General features: G+C 67.2%; 12 protein-coding genes. 5 read left to right on the top strand and 7 right to left on the bottom strand.

From position 1 onward, the window contains the following. Positions 1–6 precede the first annotated feature (6 nt). Complete coding sequence (locus G1H11_RS09990; RefSeq protein WP_163818394.1) at positions 7–891, top strand: carbohydrate ABC transporter permease; 885 nt, start codon at positions 7–9, stop codon at positions 889–891. Positions 892–914: 23 nt separating this feature from the next. Here the strand turns inward: G1H11_RS09990 and G1H11_RS09995 are convergent, their stop codons facing one another. Next, positions 915–1,529, bottom strand: a complete 615-nt coding sequence (locus tag G1H11_RS09995) for an HAD family hydrolase (protein WP_163818395.1) — start codon at positions 1,527–1,529, stop codon at positions 915–917. 179 nt (positions 1,530–1,708) lie between these two features. Here G1H11_RS09995 and G1H11_RS10000 point away from each other — a divergent pair, with 179 nt between their 5' ends. Then, a complete protein-coding gene (locus tag G1H11_RS10000) occupies positions 1,709–1,849 on the top strand; it encodes a hypothetical protein (protein WP_163818396.1) in 141 nt (46 codons plus the stop codon). Between the two features lie 180 nt (positions 1,850–2,029). Then, positions 2,030–4,414, top strand: a complete 2,385-nt coding sequence (locus G1H11_RS10005; protein WP_163818397.1) for a helicase C-terminal domain-containing protein — start codon at positions 2,030–2,032, stop codon at positions 4,412–4,414. A 60-nt stretch (positions 4,415–4,474) separates the two neighbouring features. On the opposite strand, the gene G1H11_RS10010 is transcribed toward G1H11_RS10005, so the two are convergent. Beyond that, the gene (locus tag G1H11_RS10010) at positions 4,475–6,073 is read right to left on the bottom strand and encodes an LCP family protein (RefSeq protein ID WP_163818398.1); all 1,599 of its coding nucleotides are present in this window, start codon (positions 6,071–6,073) and stop codon (positions 4,475–4,477) included. 200 nt (positions 6,074–6,273) lie between these two features. On the opposite strand from G1H11_RS10010, the gene G1H11_RS10015 reads away from it, so the two are divergent. Then, positions 6,274–7,938: a DNA repair helicase XPB gene (locus G1H11_RS10015; RefSeq protein WP_174257517.1), complete on the top strand. Its 1,665-nt coding sequence runs from the start codon at positions 6,274–6,276 to the stop codon at positions 7,936–7,938. Between the two features lie 4 nt (positions 7,939–7,942). Here the strand turns inward: G1H11_RS10015 and G1H11_RS10020 are convergent, their stop codons facing one another. The 5 genes from G1H11_RS10020 to G1H11_RS10045 form a co-directional block, all read right to left on the bottom strand. Then, positions 7,943–9,976: a HelD family protein gene (locus G1H11_RS10020; RefSeq protein WP_163818400.1), complete on the bottom strand. Its 2,034-nt coding sequence runs from the start codon at positions 9,974–9,976 to the stop codon at positions 7,943–7,945. A 273-nt stretch (positions 9,977–10,249) separates the two neighbouring features. Further along, positions 10,250–10,771 carry a GNAT family N-acetyltransferase gene (locus tag G1H11_RS10025; RefSeq protein WP_163818401.1) on the bottom strand — a complete coding sequence of 174 codons (522 nt, stop codon included), beginning with the start codon at positions 10,769–10,771 and terminating at the stop codon, positions 10,250–10,252. A gap of 149 nt (positions 10,772–10,920) precedes the next feature. Further along, entirely contained in the window at positions 10,921–11,343 is a 423-nt protein-coding gene (locus G1H11_RS10030) for an Hsp20/alpha crystallin family protein (RefSeq protein ID WP_163818402.1), read from the bottom strand. A gap of 100 nt (positions 11,344–11,443) precedes the next feature. Beyond that, positions 11,444–11,626: a GTP-binding protein gene (locus G1H11_RS27000; RefSeq protein WP_163818403.1), complete on the bottom strand. Its 183-nt coding sequence runs from the start codon at positions 11,624–11,626 to the stop codon at positions 11,444–11,446. 226 nt (positions 11,627–11,852) lie between these two features. Then, positions 11,853–12,065, bottom strand: coding sequence for an FmdB family zinc ribbon protein (locus tag G1H11_RS10045; RefSeq protein WP_163818404.1), 213 nt, complete (start codon positions 12,063–12,065; stop codon positions 11,853–11,855). A 365-nt stretch (positions 12,066–12,430) separates the two neighbouring features. Here G1H11_RS10045 and G1H11_RS10050 point away from each other — a divergent pair, with 365 nt between their 5' ends. Continuing rightward, positions 12,431–13,225: a methyltransferase domain-containing protein gene (locus G1H11_RS10050; protein ID WP_163818405.1), complete on the top strand. Its 795-nt coding sequence runs from the start codon at positions 12,431–12,433 to the stop codon at positions 13,223–13,225. The last annotated feature ends 6 nt before the right edge of the window (positions 13,226–13,231 follow it).

The following is a 13,231-nucleotide window of genomic DNA, read 5'->3' on the forward strand; positions in this document are numbered from 1 at the left end:
GGCACCATGACCGCCGTCGATCAGCGGGCTCGAATCACCCGTCGCAGACCGAGCTCCGGCCCGACGCTGCGCCGGCGGGCGTCCACGCTGGTTCCGCATGTGATTCTGGTCGCCTACGCACTTGTGGCGTGCGGCCCCATCGTGTTGATCGTGATGAACTCATTCAAGTCCCGACGGTCGATTTTCGAGGAGCCGTTCGCCTTCCCCACGGCCGACACGTTCGACATCAGCGGCTTCCAGACGGTGTTCACCCGGGCGCGGTTCGAGCTGTACTTTCTGAACAGCTTCATCGTGACCGTCACCGCGGTGTTCCTGGTGCTGTTGCTCGGGTCGATGGCAGCCTTCGCGCTCGCCGAATACCGGTTCACAGGGGCCACACTCCTCGCGCTGTACATGGCCTTGGGCATCATGATCCCGATCCGCCTCGGCACGGTGGGCATCCTTGAACTTCTCGTCTCGTTGCGCCTGGTGAACTCGCTGACCGGGTTGGTCCTCGTGTACACGGCGATGGGTCTGCCGCTCGCCGTGTTCGTCCTGACGACGTTCTTCGCGCAGGTACCGGGCGATCTCAAGGATGCGGCGAGGATCGACGGCGCAGGCGAGTACCGCGTCTACCGGCTGGCGCTTCCACTCGTACGGCCCGGGCTAGCCGCTATAGGCGTGTACACGATGCTGCCGATCTGGAACGACCTGTGGTTCCCACTCATTCTCACGCCGAGCGAGAGCGTGCGCACGGTGACGCTCGGTGCCCAATTGTTCCTCGGTCAGTTCGTCACTGACTGGAACGCCGTGCTCGCGGTGCTGACGTTGGCGATGTTGCCGATGCTGGCGCTCTACATCGTGTTCTCGCGCCAGTTCATCCGGGGTTTGACCAGCGGCGCGGTCAAATGAGCTATAGAACGCGGCCGGCTGGATCAGGTGGAGGTCGCGGTGAAGTCTTCCCACCAGTACGGGAAGTCCAGCAGGTCCGCGAAGACGACGTCCGCGCCTGCTTCCCGCAGCGCGACGGCATCGTGCGATCCGGTGGTGACGCCGACGGCGTAGGCTCCCGCGGCTCGAGCGCCGATCATGTCGCCGGGGTGGTCTCCGACGTGGACACCGGCCCCGTGTTCCCGCAGCGCGTCGCCCTTGGTCTCGGCGAAGCGTTCGCCGACGACGTCGTCTACCGTGAGCCCGACGTGCGCGAGCACCAGCCGGACCGCCGACGCGATCTTGGCGCTGACGACGATCACCTTCCCGCCGGCGCCCGTCACGGCATCAACAGCTTCGGCCGCGCCGGGAAGTAACTTCGACGCGGGAACGCCCAGGTCGGGGTACACCTCGCGGTATGCCGCCACCGCCTCGGCCAGCGACTCGGGCGGCACGAAGCGGCCCATGGTCTCGGGCAGCGGAAGACCGATGAGCGGCCGGAGTTCCGCGGGGTCGATGTCCACACCGACTGTCCGGGCGGCGGCGACGTATGAGGCCGTGATGCCGTCTGCGGAGTCGACAAGAGTCAGGTCCAGGTCGAATCCGACGACTAAGCGCATATCGCCACCCTACCGGTGGCCGTCTGCCCCGTCGTGCACCTGTTTGCATGAGAGGCTGGGGTGGACAGGTCACGGCTATGGGCCGTTCGGTTGCATGACCATCGCCCGAACGGTTCGTCGCGCCCGGTGTGGGCATCGCGGGTTTGCTCTCGGCCGCCGAATCGATTAAGACCGTAATGGTGAGCTTTGAACGACGACGGCCCAGAGAAGTACCGGTCGACCCCGAAATCACGGCGGAGCTGCTGGCCGCCGACGAGGAAGCCAGGCTGGAGATCGCTGAGCGGGGCGCTGAGCTTCTCGATCACCTGCGGCGCCTCTAGCGTGCGTCCGCGGCTGGTCAACACCCTCAAGAGCAACCGGCCCCACGTCGATCCGATGCTCTGACCGAGTTTCGGTAGTAGCCCGTTACCTTGCCTCCTCGGCCTTGCGAGGCATCCAGCAGAACCAATGTCAGACGCGGATTTCCGGTGCAGGACATTCGTGCGGGACACTGGAAGGCGATGACCAGGACCATGCCGGTTCCGCGGAGCCTGGCCGATGATCTGCGGGCTCGATCCGACGGCGAGCTAGCGACGTTGCTGCGCGTGCGCCCGGACCTTGTCGTGCCGGTGCCGGTCGACGTCGCGCAGCTGGCGTCCAGGGCCGCCACCCGGGCGTCGGCCGTCCGCGCCCTCGACCGGCTGGATCAGTACACCCTGCTCGTCGTCGACGCCCTGGTGATCTTGCCGGATCCCGTCACCCCCTCGGCCGTGGAACAGCTCGTCGGGGCGCCGTGGGACGCCCTCAGCCACGCGCTTCACACCCTCCGCGAACAGGCTTTGACGTGGGGGGCCGACGACGAGATTCACCTGCTTCGGGTGGTGCGAGAGATCATCGGCCCGCACCCGGCCGGCCTTGGGCCGCCCGCGTCCCAGCTTCTCGCGGGGCTGCCGCCGGCCCGGCTCGCCGCCATTCAGGCCGACCTTGGTCTGCCGGCTGCGGGTAACCACGCGTCCAACGCCGAGCTTGTCGCCGGCCACATCAGCAACCCTGGCACCCTCGGCGCACTGCTCGACGAGGTGAGCACGGAGGCCGTCGCCGCACTTCGAGCGCTCGCAGAGGGCCCTCCCACCGGGCGGGTCGAATCCGCGTGGCGTGAGGTGGACCGGGCCGGAGCCCGTACCCCGGTCGATCAGCTGCTGGCCACCGGTCTGCTCATCCCCGTCGACGAGAACATGGTCGTCCTTCCTAGAGAGGTCGGCCTTCACCTGCGCGGCGGCGTGCTCAGAGGCGCGGCGCACATGGCGCCACCGTCGCCCACGACCACGGAGCCCGACCCGGCCCGCATCGACCGCACAGCGGCGGCCAGTGCTTTCGACCTGGTACGCAAGGTCGAAACCCTGCTCGACGCGTGGTCGCTCGAACCTCCAGGTGTGTTGCGTACCGGCGGTCTGGGGGTTCGAGACCTCCGCCGGCTGCCGGACCTGCTCGACACCGACGAATCCGGCGCCGCGCTGGTCGTGGAGCTGGCGTACGTCACGGGCATGGTGGCTCCCAGCAACACGGAGGACGAGACATGGACGCCGACGCCCGTGTACGACACGTGGCAACGCGGTGACGTCGCCGAACGGTGGCTGGCGCTGGTTCGGGCCTGGCAGTCGAGCAGCCGCGTAGCCGGGCTCGTGGGAACGCGGGACGAGCGTGACCGGGCGATTCCCGCATTGAGCGGTGAGCTGGACCGGCCGGTGGCTCCGGAGATCAGGTCGCAAGTCCTGGATGTGCTGGCCAGCGTGCCCACGGGGCACTCGGCCGATGCCGAGAGCATCGGCGAGGTGGTCCGTTGGCGACGTCCTCGGCGCGGCGGCCGGTTGCGTGACCGCGTCGTCGGCTGGACTCTGCGCGAGGCCGAGTTTCTTGGGATCACCGGTACGGGTGCGCTCGCCTCGTACGCTCGTCCGCTGTTGGCGCATGGCCGGGAGGAGCAGCTGGAGAAGGAGATCCGCATCGGGCTGGACGCCCTGCTTCCGCAACCGCTCGAGCACATTCTCCTGCAGGCCGACCTCACCGCGGTGGCGCCGGGGCCGCTGCGCTCTGACCTGGCCCGGGAGCTGAATCTGATCTCCGACGTGGAGAGCAGGGGTGGCGCTTCCGTGCATCGTTTCACCGAGAGTTCGATCCGGCGCGCTCTCGACGTCGGCCGCACCGCCAGTGACGTACACCGGTTCTTGGCCACCATCTCCCGCACGCCGGTACCGCAGCCGCTGACTTACCTGGTGGACGACGTTTCCCGGCGGCATGGACTGCTGCGCGTCGGGGCCGCGTCGTCGTTCGTGCGCAGTGACGACCAGGCCATGCTGAGCGAGATTCTCGCCCGGCCGCAGGCGTCAGCGCTCGGGTTGCGGCAGCTGGCACCGACTGTGCTCGTTTCCTCCCTCGACGGGCTCACCTTGCTGGAGCGGCTCAGGCAGTTGGGTTTCGTGCCGACTCCGGAGAGCGCGGACGGCACCGTGGTGATCGCGCGTCCGGAGCCCAGGCGTACACACGGACGCGCCGCACCGTCACCTACCCTGGTGGAGAGACCGGCGCCCACCGAGGCCGTGCTCGCAGCGGCTGTGCGGGCCCTACGAGCGGGTGATCGTTCCTCCGCTGCCCGGCCGCCGGACACCGTGCCCGGAAGGCTTGGCCGCAAAGCGTCCGCCCAGACGCTGGCAGACCTGCGAGAGGCTATTGAGCGGGGGTCGACGGTGTGGATCGGTTACGTCGACCAGCACGGCTCCACCAGCGAGCGGATCATCGACCCCGTCCGCCTCGAAGGCGGGTGGCTCGCCGCGTTCGATCATCGTCGTAACGAGATCCGGTCCTTCGCCGTGCACCGGATCAGCGGCGTCGCCCTCGCCACCGAGTAACTATCCGCTAGCTCCGAATGATCATTTCGGGACCGGGTGGAAGGTGGGTGGGCTGGGAGTTCAGCAGACCTCGTCGATCGACTGGGCTCCCTCGGATTCGTCCGGCTGGGTCTCGTCGGTGATCTCGTCCGTGGTGTCTCCGGTCTCCTCGTCGTCCGGCTGCTCGTTCTCGGCGGACTCGTCGGGCGCGCCGTCGGTCTGATCGTCGCTGATGTTCTCCCCTGAGGGCGGTGGTTCGGTGAACCCGGGTTCGGGTTCGGATTCCGGTTCGAGCGACTCCCGCACGAAGTCCTGGATCAGGGCGTAGTCCGGCCGGTGGTACTCGATGACCTCGTCAGTGAACGGCAGCGTACGGATCTCGGCATCCTGGATACGCAAGGCCAGCTCGGCGAAATCTTCCAGCCTCCGTTGACTGATGTCAGTGCTGATGTTTTCCCGGATCGCCCCCTCCAGTCGCAAGTAGCGGGTGATCAGGGTGAACGGGTCGGCTTGCTCGGCTATGGCGCCGATGAGGCAGCGCTGCCGCCGCATCCGCTCGTAGTCGTCGTCGATGGGTGGCGGTCCGCACCGCGCGCGGGCGAACCATAGCGCCTTGGCGCCGCTGAGGCGTCGCTGCTCGCCTTCCTCGATCCAGTCTCGTGCAGCAGTGCACGTGCCCCAGTTCGTGGCTTGATTGCCCATCGGGATCCGGTACGGCACGTCGACGACGACGCCGCCCAAGGCATCGACGATGGCTTTGAACCCGTCCAGGTTGACCATGACGTAGTAGTGGATCTCGAGGCCGAGCGCTTCTCCGACCGCCAGCTTGAGTGCTTCCGCCCCCGGGTCTTCAAGGCCCTCGAAGGCCTCGGGGAACTGCGCCGGGATGTTGCGGTAGACGGCATTGAGCCAGAACTCGCCAGGCGGCTCGCCCCGGAATCCGTCGGGGTACGCGTCGCGCACCGGCCCCTCCGGGAATGGCACGTGCTGCAGATTGCGTGGGAGGGAGAACAGCGCGGTGTCGCCGGTCTGGGCGTTCACGCTGGCCACCATGATCGTGTCAGTGCGGACGCCGTCCCGGTCCGGCGCGCCATCCGAGCCGAGGATCAGCAGATTCACCCGATCCCGGCCTGCCCACGGATCCTCGTCGGTCGCCTCAGCGGGGATGGTCAGGCTGAACTGATGACGGTCATCCGGAAAAACGGATTCGATGAAGTTCCGTTGGGTGAAAGCGTAGCGGGCGCCGACCCCCATCGGAGCGACGACGACAGAAGCGACGACGATCACCAAGGTGGCCGCCAGCAGCCGCTGCCCGGTGCCCAGCCGACGGGAGTCCAGGAGGTAGAAGCTCACGACGGCGATCAGCAGCCATATGGCGGCGACGGCCAGGATGCCGAACGCGAAGACGTTGATCCGGCCGGTATCAGTGCCAAGACGGACCATGCCGTCGAATCCCTCGCGGCGCGCGTAGACAATGAGGGCCGCCACGCCGAGCACGAAGACGGCCAGCACCGCGAACCCGATGCGGCGACGGCCCGCAGCGATCAGCCCGAGGCCCGGCAGCAGGACGCCCAGCACGGCCAGCCCGAGAAATCGGGGAAAACTTGAGCTGGTGGACGCCGATCGTGGCGGCTTGCCGCGCCGGTCTGCAGACCGGTTCGGCTGAACGCTTCCGGGCATCGCCGCCTCATCTTCCGCTACGAGTGGGCAGGCACTGCTACGAGTGGTGTTACCCACACGGGGATCTCGTGATCAGCGTACCGGTCTCCTTGACTGCGCAAGTCGCCGCTATGTGGGTCGCTCGTTGCCGCCTCCACATCGTGAGCGTTTGCGCCGGCGCCAGAGCCGCGATTATGGAACTGGGCAGCCAGGAGAGGACAATGGCGGACGTGACTGACGGACCGCTCATCGTGCAGAGCGACAAAACCCTCCTTCTCGAAGTGGACCACGAGCAGGCGGAGGCGTGCCGGCGTGCGATCGCGCCGTTCGCCGAGCTGGAGCGTGCACCCGAACACGTCCACACCTACCGGCTCACGCCGTTGGGCCTGTGGAACGCCCGGGCTGCCGGCCATGACGCCGAGCAAGTCGTCGATTCGCTGATGACCTATTCGCGGTATCCGGTGCCGCACGCGATGCTGGTGGATGTCGCCGAGACGATGGCGCGGTATGGGCGGCTCCGGCTGGAGACGCATCCAGCTCACGGCCTGGTGCTGCACAGCACCGATAGGGCCGTCCTCGAAGAGGTGCTGCGCTCCAAGCGGGTCAAGCCGCTGGTGGGAGCGCGGATCGACGACGACACCGTCATCGTGCACCCGTCCGAGCGGGGAAATCTGAAGCAGAGCCTGGTCAAGCTCGGCTGGCCGGCGGAGGACACAGCCGGGTACGTCGACGGCGAGGCGCATGAGATCACTCTGCGGGAGACGGACTGGACGCTCCGGCCGTACCAGCGGGAGGCGGTCGAGGGATTCTGGCACGGCGGGTCGGGCGTCGTGGTCTTGCCGTGTGGTGCGGGCAAGACCCTGGTGGGCGCCGCAGCGATGAGCCGAGCACAGAGCACCACGCTGATTCTGGTGACCAACACTGTCGCGGCGCGACAGTGGCGGGACGAGCTGATTCGCCGGACCAGCCTCACCGAGGACGAGATCGGTGAGTACTCGGGCGCCAGAAAGGAGATCCGGCCGGTCACCATCGCCACGTATCAAGTGATGACGACGCGCCGGAAGGGCGCCTACACGCACCTGGAGCTGTTGGAAGCGCGGGACTGGGGTCTGATCGTCTACGACGAGGTCCATCTCCTGCCGGCTCCGATCTTCCGGATGACCGCGGACCTGCAGGCGCGGCGCCGGCTGGGTCTGACGGCGACGCTGGTGCGCGAGGACGGCCGGGAAGACGACGTGTTCACGCTGATCGGCCCGAAACGGTACGACGCCCCCTGGCGGGAGATCGAGAACCAGGGCTACATCGCGCCCGCAGATTGCGTCGAGGTCCGGGTCACCCTCTCCGAGGGGGAGCGTCTCACCTACGCCACGGCCGAGGCCGACGAGCGGTACCGGCTGGCTTCCTGCACCGAGACCAAGACTCGGGTGGTGCAGCGGCTGGTGGAACGGCACGCAGGACAGCCGTTGCTGGTGATCGGGCAGTACATCGATCAACTCGACGAGCTGGGCGAACGGATCGGCGCGCCGGTGATCAAGGGCGAGACGACAGTCCGGGAGAGGCAGCGGCTCTTCGAGGCGTTCCGCACCGGCGAGATCGAGACCCTGGTGGTCAGCAAGGTGGCGAACTTCTCCATCGACCTGCCGGAAGCCAGCGTGGCGATCCAGGTCTCCGGCACGTTCGGCTCGCGTCAGGAGGAGGCGCAGCGGCTGGGCCGCATCCTCCGGCCGAAGGCGGACGGACGTACCGCTCGCTTCTATTCCGTGGTCGCGCGGGACACAGTGGACCAGGAATACGCCCAGCACCGGCAGCGCTTCCTGGCGGAGCAAGGTTACGCCTACCGGATCGCTGACGCGGAGGACGTCCTCTACGGCGAAGAACCGGCCTGAGCTGTCATCGGAGTTCGACGGGCAGAGGCTCCGCGTGAACAACGGTGAGTGACGAGACCGCACGGGTCAGGACCACGTAGAGCCGACGCAGGCCGTTCGCTTCTGCGGCCACGATCCGGGCGGGCTCGATGATCACCACGTGATCGAACTCCAGACCCTTGGCCAGAGTCGCCGGGACCAGTGTCAGCGGCGCGTCGTCCTCCAACCGGCCGAAGGCGATGCCGGTCGCGTCGAGCAGCGCGGCGAGGTGGTCCACCATGCTGTCGGCCGCGATGATGCCCACCGAGCCCTCGCGCTCCGTGACCTCTCGGATCACGGCAGCCGACTCGTCGTCGTGGCCCGCAGCGACGACGGACAGCAAGCCGCGGTTCGAGCGCACGGGTTCGGGCGGTTCGATGCCCGGCGCGATCGACGGCAGCAACCGTGCCGCCAGCTCCACCACGGAGGCGGGGACACGATATCCCTTCCGGAGAACCTCGAGGTGGGTGTCGGGCTGGCTTAGGTGGGAGAGAGCTTCCGGCCAGGACGGTGTGGCCCACGGGGTGGTCCCCTGGGCGATGTCGCCCAGGACGGTCACGGAGGCGCCGGCCGCTCGGCGACCCACCGCGCGCAGCTCCATCGGCGACAGGTCCTGCGCTTCGTCAAGTACCACGTGTCCCACGCCACTGGAGCGTTCGACGACGCCACGTGCCTCGTCGACGAGGACGGCATCGGCATGCGACCATGGCGCCGACTTCGGGCCGCGGGCCGGTCTCGGCCACAGCACGAGCTTCTGCTCGTCCGGGCTGAGAACCCCGTCGGCGGCCCGCGCCAGCAGGTCAGCGTCGCTGAGCAGGCGCATGACCAACTTGACGGGATCGAGCGCCGGCCAGAGAGCATTGACGTACTGTTTCGTCGGCTGCGAACGGGCCACGGCGGACTGCACCCGGTCATCGGTGATGTCCCCGGAGGCCTCCATGCGCAGCAGGATTCGGTGTGCCAGGCGTTGCGGAAGCAGCGCCCGGCCCGTGGCGTAGCCGTCGCCGCGGTCACGCAAGCTGTTGATCGCGTCCCTGACCTCGTGCGCGGGAACGCGCCACGTCCTGGTGCCGCGCGGGACCAGGAGAGCCTCCGACGGCTCACCGACGTGATCCCAGACAGCACGGCGGATCACGTCGGCCATCCTGGCGTCGCCCTTGACCGCAGCGGCCCGCGGCTCGGATTCGGCGCGGATCGGCACACCGTCGACGAGTTCCGCGATGGTCATCTGACGTACGTCAACCTCACCGAGCGTGGGAAGCACCTGGGCGATGTAGTGCAGGAAGGCGCGGTTGGGCCCGATGACCAGGACACCGTTGCGGGCCAGCCGACTGCGGTACGTGTGCAGCAGATACGCGGCCCGATGGAGCCCGACCGCGGTCTTTCCAGTGCCGGGCGCGCCCTGGACGCATACGGATCTATCGAGCGGTAGACGAACGACGTCGTCCTGCTCCGGCTGGATCGTCGCGACGATGTCCCGCATCGGCCCCACTCGGGGGCGTTCGATCTCCTCGGTCAGAATCCGGCTCGCGGTGTCCGGCTCGGCCGGGTCCAGCAGGTGTTCGTCCTCGAACGACGTGAGTTCGCCGGCGGAGAAGCCGAACCGGCGCCGCAGCGTGAGCTGATGCGGATCGCGGCGAGTGGCCTGGTAGAAGGCGCGTGACACATCCGCGCGCCAGTCGATCACCACCGGGTCTCCAGCGTCGTCCATGACGTGCCGTCGGCCGATGTGGAACGTCTCGAGCGTGGTGGCGCCCGGGGATGAGGTGTCGTCGGGAACGTCGTCGTGGTTTCGCAGCCGGTCGATACGGCCGAAGAAGAGCGGCAGGCCGGGGTCGTCCTCCAGCGCCTTCGCGCGCCGATGCAGTGACGCTTTCAGATACTCCGTCGACACGCGGTCACCACCCTGCGCGTTCAGGGAGAGCGTGCGTTCTCGCATGGCCCGCAAGTGCTCGCGGGCCTGGCGCATGAGCGCACGTTCGTCCGCGAGGGCGTCGTCGTTGGTGTGTACAGCAGCCATGGAAGGGCCTCCTCAGGCTCGGCGGAAGATGGAACTTTCCGACGGCCCGGGATCCCGGTCCGGTCGCGAAGAGCATAGAACGTTAGCCAGTCCAGGGCCGGGCGTCAAGTTGATGCTCGTCTTCGCGGCGTGCATGGAGTTCTGCATTCTCAGCTGCCTTTGCAATGCGCACAGATACGCATCACCGCAGAGTTGCGTATATGTGCGCATTGCAAAGGCAGGGAGAAACAGGGGAAGCCGACGAAGGTTGGCCCGGCGACGCGAAGTGTGAGGCTATGCGAGGCGATCCAGATTCAGCGTGGCCCGTGCCGTGGGCTGGTCGGTGGTGGGCCGGTCGCCGGGCAGATCGAATCCGAGGGATCGGAGGAAGCCGTCGCCCGCGGGCCACCGGTCCGTCGTGGTGGCGGTGACCTCCTTGAACCCAGCCTCGCGGGCTTCGGACAGCAAGATCTCGGCCACCGCCGTGGCGACGCCGCGGCCGCGGTGAGACGGCGCGATCAGGAAGGCGCCCACCGCGCAGGCTCGGGGCCTGGGATAGCCCACGACGGCGTCGACGAGCCCGACGATGCGGGATCCGTCCCGGAGCGTGAAGATGCGCTTGTCCTCAAAACTGTAACCCTCGGGCAGGGCGTAGAAGAGGCTCTGCACATCACCGGGACCCGATGGCCCACCGGTGGTGGCCTCGAACCAGTCGTCGCATTCTTGGAACAGTCTCAAGACGCCCGGTTCATCCTCGGGCTCGAGCTGCTCGCGCAGCATCAATGGACCGATCCTGGTGCGCACAGTCCAGATCATGGTTCACACGGTACGAGATCGGCCGCAGGAAGGGGAGAGATCGACGGCGTGCCGTAGCGAGTGCGCCCGAAGCGGTGCTTCCCATAACTGGGGAGCACCGCTTCGTCGGTATGTGCGGCTTAGGTCTCGCCGCGCAGCCTGCCTCGGACTCAAGCGGCCTTGGTGACCTCGATCCGGCGAGGAGACGTGCCGGCGTAGACATCGGCGACGGTGACCGAAAGAACGCCGGCGTCGTATGTGGCCGTCACCTTCTCCGGGTCCGCCGCGACGGGAAGGGCCACCGTGCGGCGGAAGCTGCCGTAGCGCACTTCGTGGAGACGGCGGCCATCGCGCTCTTCCGCGCGGGTGTCTTTGCGCTCGCCGTGGACGACGAGCTTACGTCCCTGTACCTCGACGGCGACATCCTTCTCGGGGTCGATGCCGGGAAGGTCGAACCTGGCGACAAGGTCGTCCCCGTCCCGGTGCAGATCGGCAGCCGGGGCATGCGCTTGAACGGGCTCCGGAGCGTTCCACAGTGTCTGGAACACGCGGTCGATGTCGGCGAACGGCCTGGGGATCAGTGTGGTGGTCATGCTGGATTTCCTTTCCTTGCTTGTGCCTGGCGGGCCAGCTTCACCACATATAACTTGAGTCAGCTCGACTCAATTCCGAATGAACGTTCGCCCCCAGCGATCACGCCGCGGAGGATTGTCCGCCCGCGCCGTCCCATAGGCAAAGGGTCTGCGGTCTTGTCGGCAGCCAGAACCTTCCACGCGCGCGGACCCGGCCGGTGCCGAGTTGCTCAATGGACCGCATGAGCCGGCCCGGGATACTCGTCTGGCATCGCGTAGCTGAGGACGACGGCTGCCGGGGCATCAAGGGAGATGGCCATGGCTGTGAGGTGAGTGGCGAATCGATAATGATTATCTATAGTGGAACTGGACAAGGCCCGGGCAGCGTCTCATCTTGGAGAGTCATCATGTCTGCTCGTTGCCAGGTCACTGGCACCACGCCCGGGTTCGGGAAATGGCACACCGTGGCGAGCTGCCTGGCGTCACCAAGTCGAGCTGGTAACCAGCTCGGTCGGGCACTAAGGAGTCGGTCAGCCGCAGCCGCACGCGCCCCCACAGCAACCGCCACCTGCCGCGGGGGCGGCAGTGCCCGCGGCGCGGCCGGTCATGCCGACCGTGGTGAGCAGTTTGACGGTGTCGTCATGTCCGCCCGGGCAGGGCGCGGGCTCGTTCGACTCAGCCATGGGCCGCGCGACGTCGAAGGTGGAGCCGCAGGTGCGGCAGCGAAACTCGTAGGTAGGCACGAGTCAAGTGTAGAGGCCGGCCACGACGGGCCGCGCGCGTCGTTGGCGCCATTCCATGCTCTCGATCGCGACTGTTGTGTATAGCCGGGACGCGGTCCACCCGGGCATGAGACCGACCGCGCCCCGACAAGGCCTTACTCTATATGAGAGTGATTCTCATGTCTAGGTCTTTCCGGCGCCATTTGCCCGGCAGTGGCGGTGAGCTCAGCGAGTGTGCTCGGCGCACATGAGCATGTACTTCATGGCCGTTCCCTCCTGCGTGTGGATGGCTGTCTATCACCTCTGACGGACATCCGGAGCGAGGATCGGCAGCGCGTTGAGAAATTCGGTGTGTAATCAATTCGTTATCGGGGGACTATGAGTTGGTGAGAAACGAAGATGATCATCAGCGCTTCTGGGAGGACCGCCTCGCAGAGGACTGGACTGTCAGTGGAGTCGGCTATCAGGCGCTGGGCCGCCCGTTCAACGCCTGGATGTACCGCGTCCGGAGGGAGGTGTTCCTTCGGGAGGTGCGATCGCTGTCGATATCCGACACCAGCAGGATCCTGGACGTGGGCTCGGGCACGGGCTTCTATGTCGACTGCTGGCGTGAGGCCGGAGCCGGGGAAGTGGTGGGAAGTGATCTGACGGAGTCCGCGGTGGGACGGCTGCGTGGGCGATTTCCGGACGTGACGTTCGTCCAGGTCGACATCACCCGGGCCCAGGACGAACTGCCGGAGGCGTCATTCGACGCCGCGTCGTGCATGGATGTGCTCTTCCACATCACCGACGACGAGCGGTACCTTGCCGGACTGCGCAACATCGCCCGGCTGGTGAAGCCGGGCGGCTCGTTCGTGTTGTCGGAGAACTTCCTGAATCGTCCGCGTGATCGCACGGCCCACCAGGTCAGCCGGACAAAGGAGTGGATCGTCTCTGCCCTGGAGGGCGCGGGCTTCCGCGTGGAGCGCCGAGTGCCGATGCTCGTCCTCATGAACGCTCAAGTCGACGCTCCCCGGGTGTGGCGCAAGGTGTGGGGCGGCGCGCTGCGGGCGGTCACGCTGACACAACCAACCGGCTGGCTGGCAGGTGCTGCGTTGTACCAGGTCGATCGGCAGCTAGTCCGGCGGATGAGCGAGAGCCCCACCACCGAGCTGATGATCTGCCGCCGAACCGGTTCCTGATCTGCG

This window comes from Phytoactinopolyspora alkaliphila, from assembly GCF_010550695.1.
Classification (GTDB): Bacteria; Actinomycetota; Actinomycetes; order Jiangellales; family Jiangellaceae; genus Phytoactinopolyspora; species Phytoactinopolyspora alkaliphila.